The organism is Bradyrhizobium sp. RD5-C2, assembly GCF_019972155.1.
GTDB lineage: Bacteria > Pseudomonadota > Alphaproteobacteria > Rhizobiales > Xanthobacteraceae > Bradyrhizobium.
The window spans coordinates 121,467-139,635 of the sequence record NZ_BOVL01000014.1 but is presented as its reverse complement, the minus strand read 5'-3'; the positions used below and the strand labels follow the sequence as shown (position 1 = coordinate 139,635).

Genomic DNA, 18,169 nt, shown 5'->3' with positions numbered 1-18,169 from the left:
TACGTTGTCGCGGCGACGAGAGGATCATAGCGGTCATGAGCGTATTGCCATCCATCTTGAGGCCCAAGGGAATCCGCGCCGCGTTGGCGGTGATCGTCGGTTTGATGGCAGTTGGACTGATCGGTCTTCGCGACGCGCAGAGTGAGACGATCAAGCAGAGGCCCTGCGACATCTACGCCGCGGCGCATACGCCATGCGTCGCCGCGCACAGCACGGTGAGATCGCTCTACGCCAAATATGCCGGCGCGCTCTATCAGGTGAAGCGAGCGTCAGACGACACCGCCGAGAACATCGGCCTGCGTGCGGACGGCTACGCGAACGCTGCAACGCAGGATACTTTCTGCGCCAACACCACCTGCATCATCACAAAGATCTACGATCAGTCGCCCCGGCACAACGACCTCGTCATCGCCGCCGGCGGACATTACAAGGGACCCGGCCCCGGCGGATCCGACCTTGGCGCCGCGGCAGACGCGCTACCGGTCACGGCCGGCGGTCATCAGGTCTATGGCGTCTCGATTTCGCCCGGAATGGGATATCACAACACCAGGACGACTGGCGTTGCGGTCAAGGGCGAGCCGGAGGGAATGTACATGGTTTCCTCCGCAACCCATTTCAATTCGGGCTGCTGTTTCGACTATGGCAACGCCGAGACGAGCAGCACCGACACCGGCGCCGGCCACATGGATGCGCTCAACGTCAGTCGCGATCTGGAATGGCCGAACTGCCGAGGTGAAACAGGGCCCGGGGTGCACGCGGACCTGGAGAACGGAATCTTCCACTGGGACAAGCGAAGCTGCAATCCTGCTGCAATAATCGCCGGCGGACCGCGTCCGTTCATCTCGGCCTGGTTGAAGAACAACGGCCAGACGCGATTTGCGCTGAAGTGGGGCGACGCGCAATCGGGCGGGCTCAGGACGATCTATTCCGGCGCCCTGCCGAGCGGATATGCGCCGATGCGCCAGGAAGGCGCGATCATCCTCGGCATCGGAGGCGATAACAGCCACGCCTCCGCGGGCTCCTTCTTCGAAGGCGTGATGACATCGGGCTTTCCAACCGACGCCGCCGACAACGCGGTCCAGTCCAACATTGTCGCCGCGGGCTATGGCGCGCCCACGGGTCTGTCCGGAACGCTGGTGCCGGGATCAGAAATCTCGTTGCAGGCGACCACGGCATGCTGCACCGGGGACTATGTCCGCAACGAGAACGGCGCCGCGGTCATCGCACCGATCACATCGGGCAGCGCGGTGCAGGACAGGCGCGACGCGACATGGATCGTCCGGCGCGGCCTCGCCGGCAGCTCCTGCGTCTCCTTCGAGTCGAAAAGCAATCCGGGCGACTTCCTCCGGCATCAGAATTCTGCGCTGCATCTGCAGCCGTTCGACGGCACGGCTCTCAATCGCTCCGACGCAACCTTCTGCGCGCAGCCGGGCAAGAACGGAAAAGGAAATTCATTCCACGCGCTGAACTGCCCAACGAAATACATCCGCCACTATTTCGGTAAGGTCTATGTCGCAGGCGACGGGGACGGCACCAATCCCTGGGACACCAAGGCGATTTGGACCGACGACGTCAGCTTCATCGTCGGTCCACCGTGGTCGCCATAGCGTACGTCCCTAGCCGGTATGCTGGTCGCGTCGGACTGCGCGCACCAACACCACCGGCATATGCTGAACGCCCCGTTAACATTACCGCTTAAATTGCCGGATGGCCTCAACGGCATTTTCCATCTCTCTCCGCTAGCGTCGCCCGCGATGAACGCAAGGCCGATCAGCCTCGCAAACCGGGGAAACATGGGACGTGGCCGATATTGCTGACCAGGCAATGATCCGCCGTGCATCGCGCAAGGATGCCACGGACGATCGCGCGTTGCCGCCGCTGTCGGCGGTGTCGGTCGGCGCATGGCGGGCACTTGCCGAGCGCGCGATCGAGGCCAATGGCTACTACCAGCCCGACTGGGAATTGGCAGTCGATGCCACCGCGCGCGGCCGCACCGGTGCATTGCTGCTCAGCGCCACCAGCGATACCGGGCAATTGATCGGGCTGGTGCCGGTCGTGCCGTTGCGGCGAATCTACCGGATCCCCCTGCCCGCGCTGGTCGGCGCCGAACCCTACGGCACGCTGTGCACACCGCTGCTCGACCGCGATGCCGCCGAGCAGGCCGCCGGCAAGATGCTGCAGCAGGCGCGCAATGCGGGCGCACATGCGCTGATCCTGCGCACCATGTCGCTAGAGGGCCCGGCCATGGCGGCGATCCGCGCGGTGCTCGCGCGCGACGGTTTGCAACCACGCCTGCTGAGCACCTATCAGCGCGCACAGCTCGATGCGACGCGCGATGCCGATGAATTGCTGCGCGACGCGCTCGGGCCCAAGAAGCTGAAGGAGCTGCGCCGGCAGCGCCATCGCCTGTCCGACCACGGCGCGGTGCGCTTCGACGTCGCGCGCACGCCGCGCGAGGTTGCGGCGGCGCTCGAGACTTTCCTTACGCTCGAAGCCGGTGGCTGGAAGGGCCAGCGCGGCACCGCGCTCAGCCAGCATGCCGGCGACGCAACCTTCATCCGCCGCGCGACCTCGGCGCTGGCCGAGACCGGCCGCTGCGAGATCGTCATGCTGCATGCGGGCGGCACGGCGGTTGCAGGCGGCATCGTGGTGCGGCACCAGGACCGCGCCTTCTTCTTCAAGATCGGCATCGACGAGCGCTTTGCGAAGCATTCGCCGGGCGCACAATTGACGCTGGAGCTGACGCGCCATCTCTGCGCCGATCCCACGATCAATTCGGCCGATTCCACCGCGGCGCCCGGCCACCCCATGATCGACCCGATCTGGCGCGGCCGCTTCGCGATCGGCGACGTGCTGCTGCCGCTGCGGCGGCGCGATCCGCTGGTCACCGCCGTTCATGCCGCGCTGACCCTGAACAATCTCGCCTACGAGACCGCGCGCGGCGCGGTCCGGTTCATCCGCAACCGGCGCGGCAAGCTCGGACGACACGGTCCCCTTTACGCGAGCCCGCGCGGATCGATAGGCTGCGCATGACGGCTTCGAGCCGGTAACGTCATGATCGGGCTGGGACGTGACGATCCAGGAATGCTACGTCCGGCAGGACGCGTTGACCGACCCCGGCGAGCTGGCCGGTGCGTATGACGATTTGCCCGAGACGGTCTCCGGACTGTGCGAGGTCATCTCGGGACTGATCATTCACGTTGCGCTGGCTGAGCGGTACGGCATTCCCCCTGACGTCTCGATGGTCCGGCAAACCCAGCCCGTCGCAGATCGGTTGAAGCTGATCCAGGCGTCGTTCGCCGGATCGCTCACCGCGGCACGCCCGCCACGCAGCCGTACGTTCGGCACATGTCGCGACTACGCGCTCCTGCTGTGCAGCATGCTCCGAAGCCGATCGATCCCGGCGCGGGTCCGCTGCGGCTTTGCGACCTACATCGGCGACGACATCTATCATGATCATTGGATCTGCGAATATTGGTCACCGGGCGACCGGCGCTGGCTGCAGGCCGACGCGCAGCTCGATGCGCTCCAGATTGAACAGTTGCAGATCAGGTTCGACGGCGCGAACCTGCCACGCGATGCGTTTCTGACGGCATCGCAGGCGTGGCGGATAACGAGAAGCAACGCGGTGGCTGCCGGAGCGTTCGGACACGGCGCGGCCAGAGGTCTTTGGTTTCTTCACGTCAACGTCTACCGCGACCTGCTGTCGCTCACGAACCGGCAAATGTCGGCCTGGGATAGCTGGCGCGACGCGGCGCCGGCGAGCAAGGTCTTGAAGGTCGACGCCCTTGCCGAGCTCGACCGGCTCGCGGACGTCGTCACGGCGTTCGAGGCTGGCTCGGACCGGTTCTCCGCGCTGGACGAAGCGGCATCACGCAACTTGGTGCCGCCCTGGTCTCGGTAGTGCGGCGGGCGGCCCGGCACAACGGCACGCCGAGCTTGCCTCGTTCATCGTGGCCTATGGTTTACCTTTTTGTAGCCATGCAGACATATCGGGAAACAACAAGTTTCCGCCGTCAGGTTGGTGTCAGCTAGCCCTTCTAGCGTTGCGGCGCGCTGTTTCTCAGGCAGTGCATGCCCTTGCTTGGAAAGCCTCGTCCGATGGAAACATCGGGTGAGGCTTTCTGCCGGCGTTCTCGGCGAGTCTCGCCTTACTGCAGTGGCGAGTGCGGGGCCGGCAGCATGATGGTCGAGTGCATCTCCTCGAGCAGCTGCGTGCCCTTGCCGAGGAATTCCAGCCAGGCCGGATCCTTCATCGCACCACCGCGCGCCGCGGCGCGGGCGTTGAGATCGGGATAGGCCCAGATGTGGCAGACCTCGTTGGGCTGCCCGGCATCGGTGTGCCAGAGGCCGACGATCTTGGAATATTTCTCGCGCTCCGGCAGCACGCCGGTGATCAGGTCGAGCCATTGCTTGACGCCGCCGAGTGGCTTGGCGCGATAGTTGCGGAATTCGTAGATGTTGCCGGTCGTGGCCGGCGCCACCGGCGGAATGATCGCATTCAGCAGCCGGACCTCCTGGCGCACCAGGAGCGGACGGATCGCCGGAATGTACTCGCCGGTCCAGCGCGGATTCTTCGCAAGCTCGGCGCGCAGCCGGGCCCGCTCGTTGAGGTCGGCGTAGCTCCACATGTGCATGACCTGATTAAGCGGCCCGATCTCGGTGATCCAGTAGCCTTCCAGCTTGCCGAAATTGTCGGCGCGGATGTCGCGCGAGATCGTGCTCGCCGCCTTGACCATCTCGCCGACGGTCCCTGGACGTACCGTGTAGGTGCGCAGCTCATAGATCATGATTGTCTCCCTGGTTGTTTCCGATGGATCGTGTGGGCAAACGAAAAAGCCCGGCATGTGCCGGGCTTTCGTGAAGGACTTCGGACTACTCGGCCGCCTGCGCGTTGATCTCGGCCGAGACCTCGCGGATGGCGCGGGCGAGCTGCTCGGCCGGCTGGGCGCCGGACACCGCATATTTCTGCGCGAACACGAAGGTCGGCACGCCGGAGATGCCCTTTTCGGAGGCTTCCTGCGCTTGCGCGGAGACCAGCGCCACATCCTCGTCGGTGGCAAGACGCTTGCGCGTGTCGGCGGCGTCGAGCCCGACATCGGCTGCCGCCTGCACCAGTACGTTGGTGTCGGTGAGATCGCCGCCGTCGCGGAAATACAGCTCCATCAGCCGCTGCTTCATCTCGGCCGCCTTGCCCTTGGCCTCGGCCCAGTGAATCAGGCGATGGCAGTCGATGGTGTTGGGCTGCCGCTTGACGAGCTCGGGATGGTAGGTCAGCCCCTCCTCATTGGCGGCGGCGACCACGCGGCCGGCGATGCCCTTGTAGGCGTCGACCGAGCCGAATTTGGCGGTGAGATATTCGTCGCGGCTGATGCCCTCGCGCGGCACCCAATTGTTGAGGAAGAACGGCCGCCAGTGCACTTCGACCGGCACGTCGGGCACCAGCTTGAGCGCATCCTCGATGCGATGCTTGCCGATGTAGCACCAGGGGCAAACGACGTCGGAGACGATATCGAGGCGAAGCGGCTTCAGATCGCTCATGGCAGGGTTCCCGGCGGAATTGGAACCCCAAAATTAGGCCGAAAGCGCCCCGAGACAAGCCGCTATTTCATACTGGCTGCCATCTGCCGCATCCGCTCGGCGGTCAGCTCGTCGGCCGGAAAGAACGTCTCCAGCGCCAGTTCCTGCAACGTGATGTCGACCGGGGTGCCGAACACCATTGTGGTCGAGATGAAGCTCAGGATCTCGCCATTGAGGCGGAGCTTGAACGGCAACGCGACGTTGTTGTCGGGGGTGATCGGGGCCGACCGCGCCGGGATCGGATAGGACTTCAGGTCCTGATAGAGCTTGAGCAGCTCCGGATCAGCCGTTGCCTCGCACTGCCGATGCAGCCGCTCCAGGAGATGCGCTGCCCATTCCGCCAGGTTCACGGTCCGCGGCGCGAGGCCCTCCGGGTGGAAGGCCAGCCGCAGGATGTTGAAGGGCTGGCCGAGCAGCCGCTGCGGCACGCCCTCAAGCAGCGGCGCCACCATGCGGTTGGCGGAGACCAGATTCCAGTGCCGGTCATAGGCCAGCGCCGGATTGGGCTCATGCGCCTTCAACACCAAATTGATCGCCTCGCGCGCCGATTTCAGCGCGGGATCCTCCAGCGAGCGTTGCGGGAATGCGGGTGCGAAACCCGCGGCGACCAGGAGCACGTTGCGTTCGCGTAAGGGCACGTCGAGGCGCTCCGCCAGTTTGAGGACCATGTCGCGCGACGGCGCCGAGCGGCCGGTCTCGACGAAGCTCAAATGCCGCGCCGAGATCTCGGCATCGACAGCAAGGTCGAGCTGGCTGAGGTGGCGGCGCTGCCGCCATTCGCGCAGGTGCTCGCCGATCAGGACGGGTTTCGCGGGCTCGGCCCGCGCCAGGGATGCATGTGCGTTCATGGTGCAAAACCTACCATGCGAAATTCGCCCGTTCCATTACGCCTGAGGTAATCGAATTGGCGCGCGAGCCGGCTCATCTTCCACGGCACAGGAGATGACCATGCTGATGCTGTCCCTTATCCGCGCCTTCGCCGTCCTGATCCCGTGGCTGGTCCATCTGGCCACCTGGCTGGTCGCGCGCTCGCTCAACATGCCCCAGCCGATCGTGCACGACACCGGCATGTTCGTGTTCGCGCAGGTCTATGCGGTCGAGATGAGGGTCGGCAAGGCGCTGTGCCCGTTCCGGCTGTGGCGCGAGCTGCAGTCCCTGTTCCGCTAACCACCCCAACCCGAGGAGACCCTGCCATGATCCACTCGTCCCAGCTGCTGCGCCGCGCCTTGCTTGCCGATGCGGTCTTCAGCGGCGTATCCGCCATCGCGATGGTGCTCGACAGCGCAGCCCTGGCCTCGCTGCTCGGCCGGCCGGAAGCGCTGCTGCGCGAGACCGGGCTGTTCCTGATCGCCTACACCGCGCTGGTCGGTTGGCTCGCCGCGCGAACCTCGCTGCCGAAAGGACCTGTGATCCTCGTGGTCGCCGGCAACGCGGCCTGGACGCTTGCCAGCATCGCGCTGCTACTCTCGGGCGCCGTATCGCCGAACCTGCTCGGGACTATCGTGATCCTCGCCCAGGCGATCGCCACCGGCGTGTTCGCCGAGCTGCAATATGTCGGGTTGCGCCGCAGCGGCGAGACGGTCGCGGCGTAGGGCGAATGCGGAACGTTGCGAGCGGCCGTCGCGGCAAACGCGGCGGCCGTTCTCTTCTGTCAGCTCAGAACCACCGCGACTATCATGCCCGCGAAGGTCAGCGCGAGGCCAATGATCAGCATCGGCACCAGGCTGCTGCCGGAAAACGGATCGGCCTGATCCTGTTGAAACCACGCACCGTCGATTGCACGCGCGATCGCTTTCGCCCTGTTCCTCATTGCACTGCTCCTGCTTCGCTTCGCCTGTAACGTTCCCCAACCCCAAGCATCACGCCTTGCCCGCTGGCGACGCCCATCTCAAGACTCGCCGCGATGCGCCGCGCGCGCTCGATGAAATGAAGCGCCGCGACCGGCGGGCACAGCTCATGCGCCGTCGCCTCGAACAGTTCGAGCCAGCGGTCGAAGTGCGCGGCATCGACCGGCAGCTTCATGTGCTTGACCATCGGCGTGCCGTGATAGCGCCCGGTCATCAGCGCGACCGACGACCAGAACGCGCACATCTGGGCCAGATGCGGCTCCCACTTGCTGATCCTGACCTCGAACACCGGCCCGATCATTGGGTCGTTGCGGACCTTGGCGTAGAAGGCGTGCACCAACTGCTCGATCATGGCCTCGGTGATCCCGGTTCGCGCAACGATCTCGGCGGTGATCTGCTCGCGGCGCTCTGCTCCTGTCATGCCTCACATCCTAAATAGGTATTTCAAATACCTATTTAGACTGCTATAGCGGATCCGCCAAGTGCTGATTTCGAAGGGCTTCCATGCGCCTGACATCATTCACGGATTTTGCGCTGCGCGCGCTGATGCGGCTGGCCGGCGAGCCGGACCGCTCATTTGCGACCAGCGAGATCGCGGCTGAGTTCGGCATTTCCCGCAATCACCTCGCCAAGGTGGTGCGCGACCTGGCCGAGGCCGGCTTCATCGCGACCCAGCGCGGCGCCGGCGGCGGATTTTCGCTGGCGCGCGCCCCGCAGGCAATCACGCTCGGCGAGGTGGTGCGCGCGCTCGAAGGCGGCAGCGCGCTGGTCGAATGTTTCAGGGACGATGGCGGCGATTGCGTGCTGCTGCCGCGCTGCCGGCTGAAGGCGAGGCTTGCGGCGGCCCGCGAGGCCTTCATGCGCGAGCTCGACGGAACCACGCTCGCCGAATGCGCCTATCTGCCGCGTCCCGCGCGCCATCCGGCACGCGCATCATGACGATCGCCGCGAGCAGGATTAGTTTCGGAACTCAGGCCTGCAGCACGCGTGCGGCGCCGCGCTTTGACGGGGCCGCCCGCTTGCCGGGCGCGGCCATCAGGTTGTGGCCGTTGAGGTGCTTGCCGTTCAGAGCTTTGCCGTTCAGGGTCTTGCCATTCAGCGCGGTGCCATTCAGCGTCGTGCCGTTGCCGAGCTTGCCGTTGGCTTTGGCAGCTTTCTTCGCGCCGGCCTTCCTCTGCCTGGCCCGCGCCTCGGCGAGCTTCTCGGCCTCGCGCTTGGCTTTCCGCTCGGCCTTTTCCTTCAGCCGCAGCCGCTCCGCCCTCGCCTCCGCGCGCTTCTTCTTGCGCTTCTTCTCGCAGGCATCGCACTTGCAGCCGATCGGCTTCAGATAGGCTTTGAAATAGTCGGTTCCGTAGTCGTAGTTGATTTCGTCGCCCGGCTCGATGTCCTTGATGGCGCGGATGAACACCTTGCGCTTGCGCGGCTTGACGTCGGATTCTGCATTCGGCCGGCAGGCGTGGTTGATGTAGCGGGCGACATTCTCGCGGATCGAGCCGTCGATGGTCCAGCGGTTGGTGAGCTCGAACAGATACTTGTTCTCGATCGCGTCCTCATCCTTCTTCTTCGAGTCGAGCAGCGGCCCGAAATAGCGGATGATCTTGGTCCCCTTCTTGATCGGCTTGGTGGCGAAAAGGCCAAGGCCAGTACGGGAACGGCCGACGCGATAGGGCTTGTGCGAGAATGATGTGGTCATGACGATCGAGATTACGGCACGCAAGGTGCACACGACAGAAATTGCGAAGCCGCCCTTCTAGGACGATTCCGCGCGCCTGTCAGGTGTTTCCCGCGTGTCTGTTGAACCTTCCCCAGATTGCATATGTCAGACACAAAGTAACGTCCGGATCGCAGGTTTCCCCCGATGAAATACCCTGCTTTTGCAACAATCGTTGTGGCGCTCGCCAGCGCAAATCCTGGTCAGGCTGGCGCCCAAACGATCAGCAGCTTCCATACGTCGACCGCGCCGAAGGCCTGCCGGATGATCGGCAAGCCCAACGAGGACGACGGCAGCGCTACGCGGGTCTGCCCGGGGAGATCCGGCCTGGTGGTGCTGATCAACGAGGGCGATCTGCGCGAAGTGGTGTCGGTGGGCCGAAACCGCGCGGCGGCAGCCAGGGAACCGGCGGCGCAGGCCTGGTTCGGCCCGTTCAGCTCGACCGGCGATACGGTCGAATGGCGTGCCGCCGGCGGCAAGCCCTTCGCGATCATCCAGCGCTGGCAGATCGCCGACAACAGCGAGCAGGACAAGAAAGGCGGCCCCGTCTCACGGGCGATGCTCGCCGTGACGCGGCTGCCGCCGGGCGAAGTCTGCCATGTCGCCTATGTCGACGTCGCCGCCAACCCCAACGCCAATGAGCTGGCGCGGCAGGCCGCCGACGATTTCGCCCGCGATTTCAAATGCGGCGCGGACCAAGTGAAGACGATCGGGCAGAGCGGCCGGACCACGTCGCTGACGAAACGCTAGAGCGCCGCTCCAGGCGCAATATCGGTTACGGCCGTGCTGAGCGGCCCGCGGACAAACGCAGCATCGCGGTCAACAACGCTTCCACGGATGTGCCCTCGGGCGATCGATCCAGAATCGTCTTGAGGCGGCCGTCGAGCAGCAGCATGGTGAAGCCATGCACCAGCGACCAGGCGGACGCGATCGCGGCTGCCTGGTCCAACGTGAGCTGCTCCTTGGAAATCTGCTCATGTCGGCTGGCGCCGACACCGCGGGTCAGCCCGGCGAACGACGCCTCGGACGCCTCGTGCAGCGACGGCCGCGCATGATCGAGCCGCTCGCTGCGGAACATCAACCCATACATGCCGGGATGCGCCTGCGCATAGGCGACATAAGCCTTGGCGCTCGCCGCTCCCTTTTCGGGCGGTGTCGCCGCTGAAGCGTCCGCCGCTGCCATCGCCTGGCCGAATTGCCGGAATCCGATTGCCGCGAGCTCACTGAGCAATCCGGTGAGATCGCCGAAATGATGCGTGGGAGCGGCATGCGATACCCCGGCGTCGCGCGCCACCGCACGCAGTGTCAGTCCGGCCAGTCCATCACGCTCGAGCACACGCTCCGCGGCCTTCAATAGCGCTTCATGCAGATCGCCATGATGATACGGCGTGTCATTGGTCCGGCGCCGCGGTGCCGGACGATCGGCTGCACGCGCAACCCGACGGGTCGGAGGCCGTGTTGGCCGAGTCGCCTTGTTTTCTTTGGATAATCTTGCCATGCCGCCGTTATAGGTCGCAATTTTTACACTGTAAAGATTTTGCTTGACGATCGATGACGTCATCCCTACTGATATCTTTACGATGTAAAGATTATAATGCAGGGAGATGCGGAATGCTCGACCAGGTCACATCCAACACGGCGCGGACCAATCTGGCGCCGATCCCGTTTGAAGCCGATGCGCCGTTCCTCAAGATTACAGGCGAATTGCCGCGCGAGCTGAATGGCACGCTGTACCGCAACGGTCCCAATCCGCAGTTCGAAGCGCCGGGCGCGCACTGGTTCGTAGGCGACGGGATGCTGCACGCCTTCCATCTCGAGAACGGCCGCGCTAGCTACCGCAACCGCTGGGTCCGCACCGCAAAATGGCAGGCCGAGCATGACGCCGGCCGCGCGCTGTTCGGCGGCTTCGGCCGCAAGCTGCCGGACGCCCCCGCCGACATCACGACGGACGGCTGTGTCGCCAACACCAACATCATCTTCCACGGCGGCAAGCTGCTGGCGCTCGTCGAGAGCCATCTGCCGACCGAGATCGAGCCCGGCACGCTCAATCGCCTCGGCTATTGCGACTACAAGGGCGCGATCTCAGGTCCCGTCACCGCGCATCCCAAGATCGATCCGGTCACCGGCGAGATGGTGTTCTTCGGCTATAACGCCGCGGGTCCGCTGACGCCGGCGCTGTCGTACGGAGCTGTAAGCTCATCGGGCGTGGTGACCCGGTTCGAACGCTTCGAGGCGCCCTACGCCAGCATGGTGCACGACTTCATCGTCACCGAGAACCATGTGCTGTTTCCGATCCTGCCGATCACCGGCAGCATGCAGCGCGCGATGCGCGGACAGGCGCCCTACGCCTGGGAGCCCGAGAAGGGCGCCTATGTCGGCGTGATGAAGCGCAGCGGCGCCTCGAAGGACATCGTCTGGTTCCGCGCCGAGACCTGCTACGTCTTCCATGTCATGAACGCGTGGGAAGACGGCAACCGCATCATCGCCGACGTAATGCAGTTCGAGGAAGCGCCGCTGTTCAACCATCCCGACGGCTCGCAGACCGATCCGAAGAAGAACCGCGCGCGCTATTGCCGCTGGACGTTCGATCTCTCCGGCAATACCGACCGCTTCACGCAAACCTATCTCGACGATCTCACCGGCGAATTCCCCCGCGTCGACGATCGCCGCGCAGGATTTGCGAGCAATCACGGCTGGTACGCCTGCGCCAACCCCGACCTGCCGATGTTCGGTGCGCTGTCGGGCATCGTGCATGTCGACGGCCGCGGCAAGCGGCTCGGCCACTATCTGCTGCCTGCCGGCGACACCATCTCCGAGCCCGTGTTCGTCGAGCGTAGTGCTGACGCGGCCGAGGGCGACGGCTGGCTGCTCGCGGTGGTCTGGCGCGCCCGCGAAAACCGCAGCGACCTCGCCGTCTTCAACGCCACCGACGTCGAAGCGGGCCCGACGGCGCTGGTTCATCTCGGCCACCGCGTGCCGGATGGATTCCATGGCAATTGGGTGGGAGCGGAGTAGCGTCCCACCTCCGTCATTCCGGGGCAGCCCGCAGAGTTGAACCCGGAAGCCGGAGATTGTCGGTCAAGAGATCCCGGGTTCATCGCTGTGCGATGCCCCGGAATGACGTTGTGGGGGACATGTAGACGACGCACCGAGGAGGTTCGCATGCACATGCCTTCGATCACGGCAGGCTACCTTGCAATCCTCGCCCTGCTCTACGCGGTCCTCGCCTTGCAGGTGATCCGGCTGCGGCGAAGCAGCCGAGCGCCGTTCAGCGACGGCGGCAACCTCGCGCTGCATAACGCGATCCGTGTCCATGCCAATTTCATGGAGTATGTTCCGATCATCACGCTGATGGTCGCATTCCTCGAGATGGCGGGAGCATCGCCGTCGCGCGTGCACCTCCTGATGGCGGCGCTGCTGCTGTCGCGGCTTATTCATCCGCTCGGGATGTCTGCGGCGGCCGGCTCGCTGCGGTTCTCGATCGGGCGGGCCGGCGGCATCTTCATCACCATCGGCCTGCTCATCACCTGTGCCGTGACGACGCTGTCGCGGATCAGTTCGGGCGGCATGAATTGATTGCTCGCGAGCAACTCATTGATAAGTCTTATTTTTCCTTCTATCCATCACGATTTTGACACTGTAAAGATTTCACTTGACGCTTACCCTGCCCACCCCTAGCTTATCTTTACAGTGTAAAGATCAGCCTTCGAGGCTCCTAATGACGATCTTCCTGATCCTCGCTCCCTACGGCGCCTTCGCCACACTGATGCTGGTGACCTCGGCCACGGTCAGCCTGCTCGCTGCCGCACTGATTTGCCTTGCCGTCATCGCGTTCGATATCGCGCGCGGCCGCAGCATCAAGATCCTCGGCGTCGGCTCGGTGATCGTGTTCACCGCAGTCGGCAGCTACCTCACCTTCATCGATGCGACGCCAAGCACCATCGCGGTGAAGATCGCTGTCGATGCCGGCATCCTGCTGGTGTCGTTCGCCTCGATCCTGATCGGCCATCCCTTCACGCGGCAATATGCGCTCGAACAGGTCGACGCCGAGATCGCGAAGCAGCCGGGCTTCCTCTATGCCAACTACCTGATCACCGGAGCCTGGACCGCTGCGACGCTGTTGATGTTGATCGGCAACATCACGGTGCTCTATGTGCCCGCCCTGCCGCTGTGGACCGGCCTCTTGATCGCCTTCGCCGCGCGCAATGCCGCGGTGTACTTCACCCGCTGGTATCCGCAATATCGCGCGGCCAAGTACGGGACGCCGCCTACGGGCGCACTGCCGTCACGCTAGACGCTGCAATAGCAACATCACAACGATCATCCTGCCCGACGAAACGGAAACCACGACGATGAAGAGCGTATTTGCCAGGCTCGCGAGCGACTTCCTCTCCACCATCGTGTTCCTGGTGGTCTATCTCGCCACCGACAATGTCCTGATCGCCACCGCTGTTGCGATCGTGGGTGCGATTGCCCAAGTGGTCTATGCGCGCGTGAAGGGACAGGCGCTCGGCTACATGACCTGGGCGAGCCTTGGGCTGGTGATCGTGCTCGGCGGCGCGACGCTGCTCACCAACGATCCGCGCTTCGTGCTGGCGAAACCCGCGATCGGCCACATCGCGATCGGCGCGATCATGCTCAAACGCGGCTGGATGCTGCGCTATCTGCCGCCGATCGTGACCGAGACCATTCCGGAATACGCCACCCTCGCCGGCTACGCCTGGGCCGGGCTGATGTTCATCCTCGCCGCCGGCACCATCGCGATCGCAGCAACCGGCGACATGAAGCTGTGGGCGTTCTACGTGTCGGTGGTGCTGGTCGGCGCCAAGATCGCCGCTTTCGCGATCCAGTATGTCGCTTTCCGCTTCCTGGTCGGCAACCGGCTGCGCGCCGCCGCCCGCGCCTGATCGCCGCAGCCGCGAACTAGGCGCGCGCGGCAAGATGGGCTATACCCGCGCACGCTCTGGTTTGACGCGTTTTCTTCACGCGAACCGGTAGCCACTTCGCTTGAAAACGCTTTCACCTGGAGGGGAGACATCAATGGCGGTGGACGGAAACTGGAATCTCACGATGACGACGCCGATGGGCGAGCGCAAGGCGACGCTGTCGCTGGCAAGCTCCGGCGGGACGCTCACCGGCACGCAGGGTGCCGAGGGCAACTCCACCGAAATCTTCGACGGCACCGTGAACGGCGACAGCGTCGCCTGGAAGGTCTCCATCACCAATCCGATGCCGCTGACGCTCGAATTCTCCGGCAAGGTCGCAGGCGACGGCATCTCCGGCGAGATGGGCATCGGCCCGATGGGCAGCTTCCCCTTCACCGGCACGCGGGCGTAAGCGTCCCCGTCTAGAACCAGATCTGCATCGGCAGATCATGCGCATCGAGCGGCTGCGGTCCCCCGGGAACGCAGCCGCTTGGTTCATGAGCAGCCAGCGCCACGGCGCAGGCATCCAGCACATCGTCGCGCTTCGCGCCGGTGCCGATCCGCGCTTCGGTCAGCCAGCGATCGATCTCGCTGAAGCCGGCACGCTTCAAGAGCTTGCGGCGAAGCGCGTCGCCCTCCTCCGACTTCTTGCGCGGCAAGGGCTCGCCGCCGTTCAGCCGCAGGAACACCAGTTCGGGATGCACCTCGCGGATATCGCGTGCGGCGTTCGCGCGGACGAACGCGTCGACCTCCATGATCTTGTTGCCGAGATGCCAGAGCTGGCGCGAGACGCGGGTTTGGCCGCGGCGCAGCGCTTCACGGTTCGCCGCATCGGGATCGTCGAACTCTTGCCACAGCCAGCGCCGCGCACCTGTGAAGACGCGCGAGGTGTGCGGGCGCAGCCACGCGCGGGCAAGCAGGTCGCAATCGCGCCTGCCGTCCTCGGTCATGCCGATCGGGATATCGATCCCGGCGCGATCGAACGGATGCGCCAGCACGTCGGCAATATTGCTGTGAAAGGAAAGCGTGCGCCGGTCGCCGTCGATGCTGACGGCGACCCAGCCTTTGGAGAATCCGTCGAGGCCGACCGCAATCAACCCAGATTCAATTCCTTGAAGAAGTCGTTGCCCTTGTCATCGATGATGATGAAGGCCGGGAAGTCGACCACCTCGATGCGCCAGATCGCTTCCATGCCGAGTTCGGGATACTCGACCACCTCGACCTTCTTGATGCAGTGCTCGGCAAGATTCGCCGCAGCACCACCGATCGAGCCGAGATAGAAGCCGCCGTGCTTCTTGCAGGCCTCGCGCACCGCGACCGCGCGGTTGCCCTTGGCGACCATCACCATCGATCCACCCGCGGCCTGGAACTGGTCGACGAAGGAATCCATGCGGCCGGCCGTGGTCGGGCCGAACGCGCCGGAGGCGTAGCCATCGGGCGTCTTGGCCGGGCCGGCATAGTAGACCGGATGGTTCTTGAAATAATCCGGCAGCGGCTCGCCCTTCTCCAGCCGCTCGCGCAGCTTGGCGTGGGCGGAATCGCGCGCCACGATCATGGTGCCGGTCATCGAGACGCGGGTCTTGATCGGATATTGCGAGAGCGTCGCGAGGATTTCCTTCATCGGCTTGTTGAGGTCGATCTTGACGACCTCACCGCCGAGCGACTGCTCGATCGCGGGCAGATACTGCGCCGGGTTATGCTCGAGCTCCTCGAGATAAACGCCGTCCTTGGTGATCTTGCCGAGCACCTGGCGGTCCGCCGAGCACGAGACGCCGAGCCCGATCGGCAGCGAGGCGCCGTGGCGCGGCATGCGGATCACGCGCACGTCGTGGCAGAAATACTTGCCGCCGAACTGCGCGCCGACCCCCAGGCTTTGCGTCATCTTGAGGATTTCCTGCTCCATCTCGAGATCGCGGAACGCGTTGCCGTCAGCCGAGCCGTGGGTCGGCAGCGCATCGAGATAGCGCGCGGAAGCAAGCTTCACGGTCTTCATGCAGAGCTCAGCCGAAGTGCCGCCGATCACGATCGCGAGGTGGTACGGCGGACATGCGGCGGTGCCGAGCGTCAGCACCTTCTCCTTCAGGAACGCCAGCAGCCGGTCCTTGGTCAGCACCGAGGGCGTCGCCTGGAACAGAAAACTCTTGTTGGCGGAGCCGCCGCCCTTGGCCATGAACATGAACTTGTAGGCGTCGTCGCCCTCGGCGTAGATCTCGCACTGCGCCGGCATGTTGTTGGCGGTGTTCTTCTCCTCATACATCGACAAGGGAGCGACCTGCGAATAGCGGAGATTGCGGCGCAGATAGGCGTCGCGCGCTCCTTCGGAGAGCGCGGCCTCGTCGTCGCCGTCGGTGATGACGTTGCAGCCCTTCTTGCCCATGATGATCGCGGTGCCGGTGTCCTGGCACATCGGCAGCACGCCGCCGGCGGCGATGTTGGCGTTCTTCAGGAAGTCGAAGGCGACGAACTTGTCGTTGTCGCTGGCTTCCTTGTCCTCGAGGATCGAGCGCAGCTGTTTCAAATGGCCCGGCCGCAGATAGTGGTTGATGTCGCCGAAGGCGGCCTCTGACAGCGCCCGCAGCGCCTCGCGCGACACCACCAGCATGTCCTTGCCCAACACCTTCTCGACCCGGACGCCCTCGCTCGTCACTTTCTTGTAGGGCGTGGTATCGGCCCCCAGCGGGAACAGCGGGGTGTGCTTGTAGGGCGGAACGGGCTTCTGGTCGGGGAAGGCTGAGGGGGCGTTCATGAGCTGCTCTTTGGGCTTGCAGGTCGGGTTCGTGGGGCCGGTCCGGCCGTGCGGCCGCCGGAATGTAGAGCCGTTCTAAGCCTTTTTCGGCCAAAGGAAAGGGAAGCCGGCCGCCTTCCAGCCATGCACGGGACCGGCAATCCATGTGTTACCTTTCATCCGTCGGTAATCTCTGGTTGCCACAACGCTTCAGCGATCCGCGAAGCGGTCAAGAAAGTCATCGGGAGACCATCATGAAGACAGCGCTTTTCGTCTGGTTTGCGGCGCTGGCCTTGTTGATCGCGGTCCCGACCGGCGCCGACGCGGCCCGCCTCGGCAAGTCGTGCGGCGGCCTTGCCGGCGTTCAATGCAGCCGTAGCGGCCAGTTCTGCCAGTTCAAGCCGGGACAATGCGGCCGTGCCGACCAGACCGGCAGCTGCGCGTTCCGGCCGACGATCTGCAACAAGATCTTCAAGCCGGTGTGCGGCTGCGACGGCAAGACCTATGGCAATGATTGCGAACGCCGCGCTGCCGGCGCCTCCAAGGCGCAGGACGGCAAGTGCGCATCCTGACGGACCGGCCGTATTGACGCGCTGCGCGGGAGCCTGCATGTAACTTCGCGTATTTTCATACCGCGGGGGTATTTCGTGACAGCACCGTTGCGCCGACGCTTTCCCTTGAGCATCCGCTCCATCATGCCGGCCGCGCTGATCGCGCTGGCGACAGCCTTCACTGCCGCGCCGGCGCATGCCGATCCCTGCGAGGACATCGCCAAGCAGCTCGCCGGCCAGATCGACGGGCTGAAGGTCAATTTCAGCGCCGCCAACATCACATACCTCACACATCCGGCGGCGAAGGAATTGTCGCTCGGCTGCCGCGGCAAGGATTATTCGATCGAGCTCTTTGCCAAGACCGATCGCAAAATGAAGCCCGAGTTCTTCAACCTGGTCGGCTCCGCCACCGCACTGGTCTTCACCGTGCCGAAGGACGACGCCGCCACCGGCACCTCGCGCTGCCTGAAGCGCATGGGCATCCTGCGCGGCAACACCATCACGATGCGCTATCGCCGCCTCAACCTCGAATGTACGCGCAACCGGACCGATGCCTCGATCACGGTGCGTCGCGGCAAGAACGAGTGACCAGCCGCATCACGGCACGCCAATGTTGCCTATATAATTGTCAACGCAGGGGCCGCACCGGAACGTTCCTCCCGCTCCGAAAGTTGATAATTGCGGTCGCATGTTTGCCGGAAAACGGTGCGATAATCGTGGCTGGAATCACGGAGCCCGCCCATGATCGCAAAGCTCCTCCTGCAGAATACTTTCTTCGTCGTCGCAATGGCCGCGCTGCTGTTTGCCTTCGCCGGCACGCTGCACTGGCC

General features: G+C 64.5%; 23 protein-coding genes and 1 pseudogene. 15 read left to right on the top strand and 9 right to left on the bottom strand.

Annotated features, from left to right (window positions below; translation table 11 throughout):
• Positions 1-35: 35 nt before the first annotated feature.
• The 3 genes from BraRD5C2_RS18760 to BraRD5C2_RS18750 all read left to right on the top strand — a co-directional run bounded on the left by BraRD5C2_RS18760 (position 36) and on the right by BraRD5C2_RS18750 (position 3,904).
• Positions 36-1,607, top strand: a complete 1,572-nt coding sequence (locus tag BraRD5C2_RS18760) for an alpha-L-arabinofuranosidase B (protein WP_223970303.1) — start codon at positions 36-38, stop codon at positions 1,605-1,607.
• Between the two features lie 193 nt (positions 1,608-1,800).
• On the top strand, positions 1,801-3,033 hold the full coding sequence (locus tag BraRD5C2_RS18755) for a GNAT family N-acetyltransferase (protein ID WP_223970301.1): 1,233 nt from the start codon (positions 1,801-1,803) through the stop codon (positions 3,031-3,033).
• A gap of 37 nt (positions 3,034-3,070) precedes the next feature.
• A complete protein-coding gene (locus BraRD5C2_RS18750) occupies positions 3,071-3,904 on the top strand; it encodes a transglutaminase domain-containing protein (protein ID WP_223970299.1) in 834 nt (277 codons plus the stop codon).
• A 247-nt stretch (positions 3,905-4,151) separates the two neighbouring features.
• Here BraRD5C2_RS18750 and BraRD5C2_RS18745 read toward each other — a convergent pair whose 3' ends face one another.
• The 3 genes from BraRD5C2_RS18745 to BraRD5C2_RS18735 all read right to left on the bottom strand — a co-directional run bounded on the left by BraRD5C2_RS18745 (position 4,152) and on the right by BraRD5C2_RS18735 (position 6,428).
• Entirely contained in the window at positions 4,152-4,790 is a 639-nt protein-coding gene (locus BraRD5C2_RS18745) for an NIPSNAP family protein (RefSeq protein ID WP_223970297.1), read from the bottom strand.
• 85 nt (positions 4,791-4,875) lie between these two features.
• Entirely contained in the window at positions 4,876-5,541 is a 666-nt protein-coding gene (locus tag BraRD5C2_RS18740; RefSeq protein WP_223970295.1) for a DsbA family oxidoreductase, read from the bottom strand.
• Positions 5,542-5,603: 62 nt separating this feature from the next.
• On the bottom strand, positions 5,604-6,428 hold the full coding sequence (locus tag BraRD5C2_RS18735; RefSeq protein ID WP_097676035.1) for a helix-turn-helix domain-containing protein: 825 nt from the start codon (positions 6,426-6,428) through the stop codon (positions 5,604-5,606).
• A gap of 94 nt (positions 6,429-6,522) precedes the next feature.
• On the opposite strand from BraRD5C2_RS18735, the gene BraRD5C2_RS18730 reads away from it, so the two are divergent.
• A complete protein-coding gene (locus BraRD5C2_RS18730) occupies positions 6,523-6,747 on the top strand; it encodes a hypothetical protein (RefSeq protein WP_223970294.1) in 225 nt (74 codons plus the stop codon).
• Positions 6,748-6,773: 26 nt separating this feature from the next.
• Positions 6,774-7,172, top strand: coding sequence for a hypothetical protein (locus tag BraRD5C2_RS18725; protein ID WP_223970293.1), 399 nt, complete (start codon positions 6,774-6,776; stop codon positions 7,170-7,172).
• A 59-nt stretch (positions 7,173-7,231) separates the two neighbouring features.
• On the opposite strand, the gene BraRD5C2_RS18720 is transcribed toward BraRD5C2_RS18725, so the two are convergent.
• Positions 7,232-7,390, bottom strand: a complete 159-nt coding sequence (locus tag BraRD5C2_RS18720) for a hypothetical protein (protein ID WP_223970292.1) — start codon at positions 7,388-7,390, stop codon at positions 7,232-7,234.
• Positions 7,387-7,848: a group III truncated hemoglobin gene (locus BraRD5C2_RS18715; RefSeq protein WP_223970291.1), complete on the bottom strand. Its 462-nt coding sequence runs from the start codon at positions 7,846-7,848 to the stop codon at positions 7,387-7,389. Before BraRD5C2_RS18715 ends, BraRD5C2_RS18720 begins: the two co-directional genes overlap by 4 nt.
• Positions 7,849-7,931: 83 nt before the next feature.
• Here BraRD5C2_RS18715 and BraRD5C2_RS18710 point away from each other — a divergent pair, with 83 nt between their 5' ends.
• Entirely contained in the window at positions 7,932-8,366 is a 435-nt protein-coding gene (locus tag BraRD5C2_RS18710; RefSeq protein ID WP_223970290.1) for an RrF2 family transcriptional regulator, read from the top strand.
• Between the two features lie 31 nt (positions 8,367-8,397).
• Here BraRD5C2_RS18710 and BraRD5C2_RS18705 read toward each other — a convergent pair whose 3' ends face one another.
• Entirely contained in the window at positions 8,398-9,120 is a 723-nt protein-coding gene (locus tag BraRD5C2_RS18705; protein ID WP_223970288.1) for an SET domain-containing protein, read from the bottom strand.
• Between the two features lie 165 nt (positions 9,121-9,285).
• Between BraRD5C2_RS18705 and BraRD5C2_RS18700 the strand changes: the two genes are divergently transcribed.
• The gene (locus tag BraRD5C2_RS18700; RefSeq protein WP_223970286.1) at positions 9,286-9,888 is read left to right on the top strand and encodes a hypothetical protein; all 603 of its coding nucleotides are present in this window, start codon (positions 9,286-9,288) and stop codon (positions 9,886-9,888) included.
• A gap of 25 nt (positions 9,889-9,913) precedes the next feature.
• On the opposite strand, the gene BraRD5C2_RS18695 is transcribed toward BraRD5C2_RS18700, so the two are convergent.
• Positions 9,914-10,636, bottom strand: coding sequence for a TetR/AcrR family transcriptional regulator (locus BraRD5C2_RS18695; protein ID WP_223970352.1), 723 nt, complete (start codon positions 10,634-10,636; stop codon positions 9,914-9,916).
• 113 nt (positions 10,637-10,749) lie between these two features.
• Here BraRD5C2_RS18695 and BraRD5C2_RS18690 point away from each other — a divergent pair, with 113 nt between their 5' ends.
• The 5 genes from BraRD5C2_RS18690 to BraRD5C2_RS18670 all read left to right on the top strand — a co-directional run bounded on the left by BraRD5C2_RS18690 (position 10,750) and on the right by BraRD5C2_RS18670 (position 14,475).
• A complete protein-coding gene (locus tag BraRD5C2_RS18690) occupies positions 10,750-12,153 on the top strand; it encodes a carotenoid oxygenase family protein (RefSeq protein WP_223970285.1) in 1,404 nt (467 codons plus the stop codon).
• A 147-nt stretch (positions 12,154-12,300) separates the two neighbouring features.
• A complete protein-coding gene (locus BraRD5C2_RS18685) occupies positions 12,301-12,714 on the top strand; it encodes an MAPEG family protein (RefSeq protein WP_223970283.1) in 414 nt (137 codons plus the stop codon).
• 142 nt (positions 12,715-12,856) lie between these two features.
• A complete protein-coding gene (locus tag BraRD5C2_RS18680; protein WP_223970281.1) occupies positions 12,857-13,432 on the top strand; it encodes a hypothetical protein in 576 nt (191 codons plus the stop codon).
• Between the two features lie 58 nt (positions 13,433-13,490).
• Positions 13,491-14,045, top strand: a complete 555-nt coding sequence (locus BraRD5C2_RS18675; RefSeq protein ID WP_223970279.1) for an inner membrane-spanning protein YciB — start codon at positions 13,491-13,493, stop codon at positions 14,043-14,045.
• 133 nt (positions 14,046-14,178) lie between these two features.
• Complete coding sequence (locus tag BraRD5C2_RS18670) at positions 14,179-14,475, top strand: hypothetical protein (protein WP_097676020.1); 297 nt, start codon at positions 14,179-14,181, stop codon at positions 14,473-14,475.
• 10 nt (positions 14,476-14,485) lie between these two features.
• Here BraRD5C2_RS18670 and BraRD5C2_RS18665 read toward each other — a convergent pair whose 3' ends face one another.
• Both BraRD5C2_RS18665 and BraRD5C2_RS18660 read right to left on the bottom strand, forming a co-directional pair.
• Complete coding sequence (locus BraRD5C2_RS18665) at positions 14,486-15,160, bottom strand: DUF429 domain-containing protein (protein WP_223970277.1); 675 nt, start codon at positions 15,158-15,160, stop codon at positions 14,486-14,488.
• Positions 15,157-16,809 (bottom strand): fumarate hydratase, encoded by a 1,653-nt coding sequence (locus BraRD5C2_RS18660; protein WP_223970275.1) that lies wholly within the window; start codon positions 16,807-16,809, stop codon positions 15,157-15,159. Before BraRD5C2_RS18660 ends, BraRD5C2_RS18665 begins: the two co-directional genes overlap by 4 nt.
• A gap of 233 nt (positions 16,810-17,042) precedes the next feature.
• Here BraRD5C2_RS18660 and BraRD5C2_RS18655 point away from each other — a divergent pair, with 233 nt between their 5' ends.
• The 3 genes and pseudogenes from BraRD5C2_RS18655 to BraRD5C2_RS18645 form a co-directional block, all read left to right on the top strand.
• On the top strand, positions 17,043-17,360 hold the full coding sequence (locus BraRD5C2_RS18655) for a Kazal-type serine protease inhibitor family protein (RefSeq protein ID WP_223970273.1): 318 nt from the start codon (positions 17,043-17,045) through the stop codon (positions 17,358-17,360).
• Between the two features lie 123 nt (positions 17,361-17,483).
• On the top strand, positions 17,484-17,927 hold the full coding sequence (locus BraRD5C2_RS18650) for a hypothetical protein (RefSeq protein ID WP_223970351.1): 444 nt from the start codon (positions 17,484-17,486) through the stop codon (positions 17,925-17,927).
• Between the two features lie 153 nt (positions 17,928-18,080).
• Positions 18,081-18,169 (top strand): annotated as a pseudogene (locus BraRD5C2_RS18645) (isoprenylcysteine carboxylmethyltransferase family protein); the annotation flags it as partial.

Coding starts and splice junctions, on each gene's coding strand:
- BraRD5C2_RS18760 (WP_223970303.1), top strand. CDS start 36: ATGAGCGTATTGCCATCCATCTTGAGGCCCAAGGGAATCCGCGCCGCG.
- BraRD5C2_RS18745 (WP_223970297.1), bottom strand. CDS start 4,790: ATGATCTATGAGCTGCGCACCTACACGGTACGTCCAGGGACCGTCGGC.
- BraRD5C2_RS18740 (WP_223970295.1), bottom strand. CDS start 5,541: ATGAGCGATCTGAAGCCGCTTCGCCTCGATATCGTCTCCGACGTCGTT.
- BraRD5C2_RS18735 (WP_097676035.1), bottom strand. CDS start 6,428: ATGAACGCACATGCATCCCTGGCGCGGGCCGAGCCCGCGAAACCCGTC.
- BraRD5C2_RS18730 (WP_223970294.1), top strand. CDS start 6,523: ATGACCATGCTGATGCTGTCCCTTATCCGCGCCTTCGCCGTCCTGATC.
- BraRD5C2_RS18725 (WP_223970293.1), top strand. CDS start 6,774: ATGATCCACTCGTCCCAGCTGCTGCGCCGCGCCTTGCTTGCCGATGCG.
- BraRD5C2_RS18720 (WP_223970292.1), bottom strand. CDS start 7,390: ATGAGGAACAGGGCGAAAGCGATCGCGCGTGCAATCGACGGTGCGTGG.
- BraRD5C2_RS18715 (WP_223970291.1), bottom strand. CDS start 7,848: ATGACAGGAGCAGAGCGCCGCGAGCAGATCACCGCCGAGATCGTTGCG.
- BraRD5C2_RS18710 (WP_223970290.1), top strand. CDS start 7,932: ATGCGCCTGACATCATTCACGGATTTTGCGCTGCGCGCGCTGATGCGG.
- BraRD5C2_RS18705 (WP_223970288.1), bottom strand. CDS start 9,120: ATGACCACATCATTCTCGCACAAGCCCTATCGCGTCGGCCGTTCCCGT.
- BraRD5C2_RS18700 (WP_223970286.1), top strand. CDS start 9,286: ATGAAATACCCTGCTTTTGCAACAATCGTTGTGGCGCTCGCCAGCGCA.
- BraRD5C2_RS18695 (WP_223970352.1), bottom strand. CDS start 10,636: ATGGCAAGATTATCCAAAGAAAACAAGGCGACTCGGCCAACACGGCCT.
- BraRD5C2_RS18690 (WP_223970285.1), top strand. CDS start 10,750: ATGCTCGACCAGGTCACATCCAACACGGCGCGGACCAATCTGGCGCCG.
- BraRD5C2_RS18685 (WP_223970283.1), top strand. CDS start 12,301: ATGCACATGCCTTCGATCACGGCAGGCTACCTTGCAATCCTCGCCCTG.
- BraRD5C2_RS18680 (WP_223970281.1), top strand. CDS start 12,857: ATGACGATCTTCCTGATCCTCGCTCCCTACGGCGCCTTCGCCACACTG.
- BraRD5C2_RS18675 (WP_223970279.1), top strand. CDS start 13,491: ATGAAGAGCGTATTTGCCAGGCTCGCGAGCGACTTCCTCTCCACCATC.
- BraRD5C2_RS18670 (WP_097676020.1), top strand. CDS start 14,179: ATGGCGGTGGACGGAAACTGGAATCTCACGATGACGACGCCGATGGGC.
- BraRD5C2_RS18660 (WP_223970275.1), bottom strand. CDS start 16,809: ATGAACGCCCCCTCAGCCTTCCCCGACCAGAAGCCCGTTCCGCCCTAC.
- BraRD5C2_RS18655 (WP_223970273.1), top strand. CDS start 17,043: ATGAAGACAGCGCTTTTCGTCTGGTTTGCGGCGCTGGCCTTGTTGATC.
- BraRD5C2_RS18650 (WP_223970351.1), top strand. CDS start 17,484: ATGCCGGCCGCGCTGATCGCGCTGGCGACAGCCTTCACTGCCGCGCCG.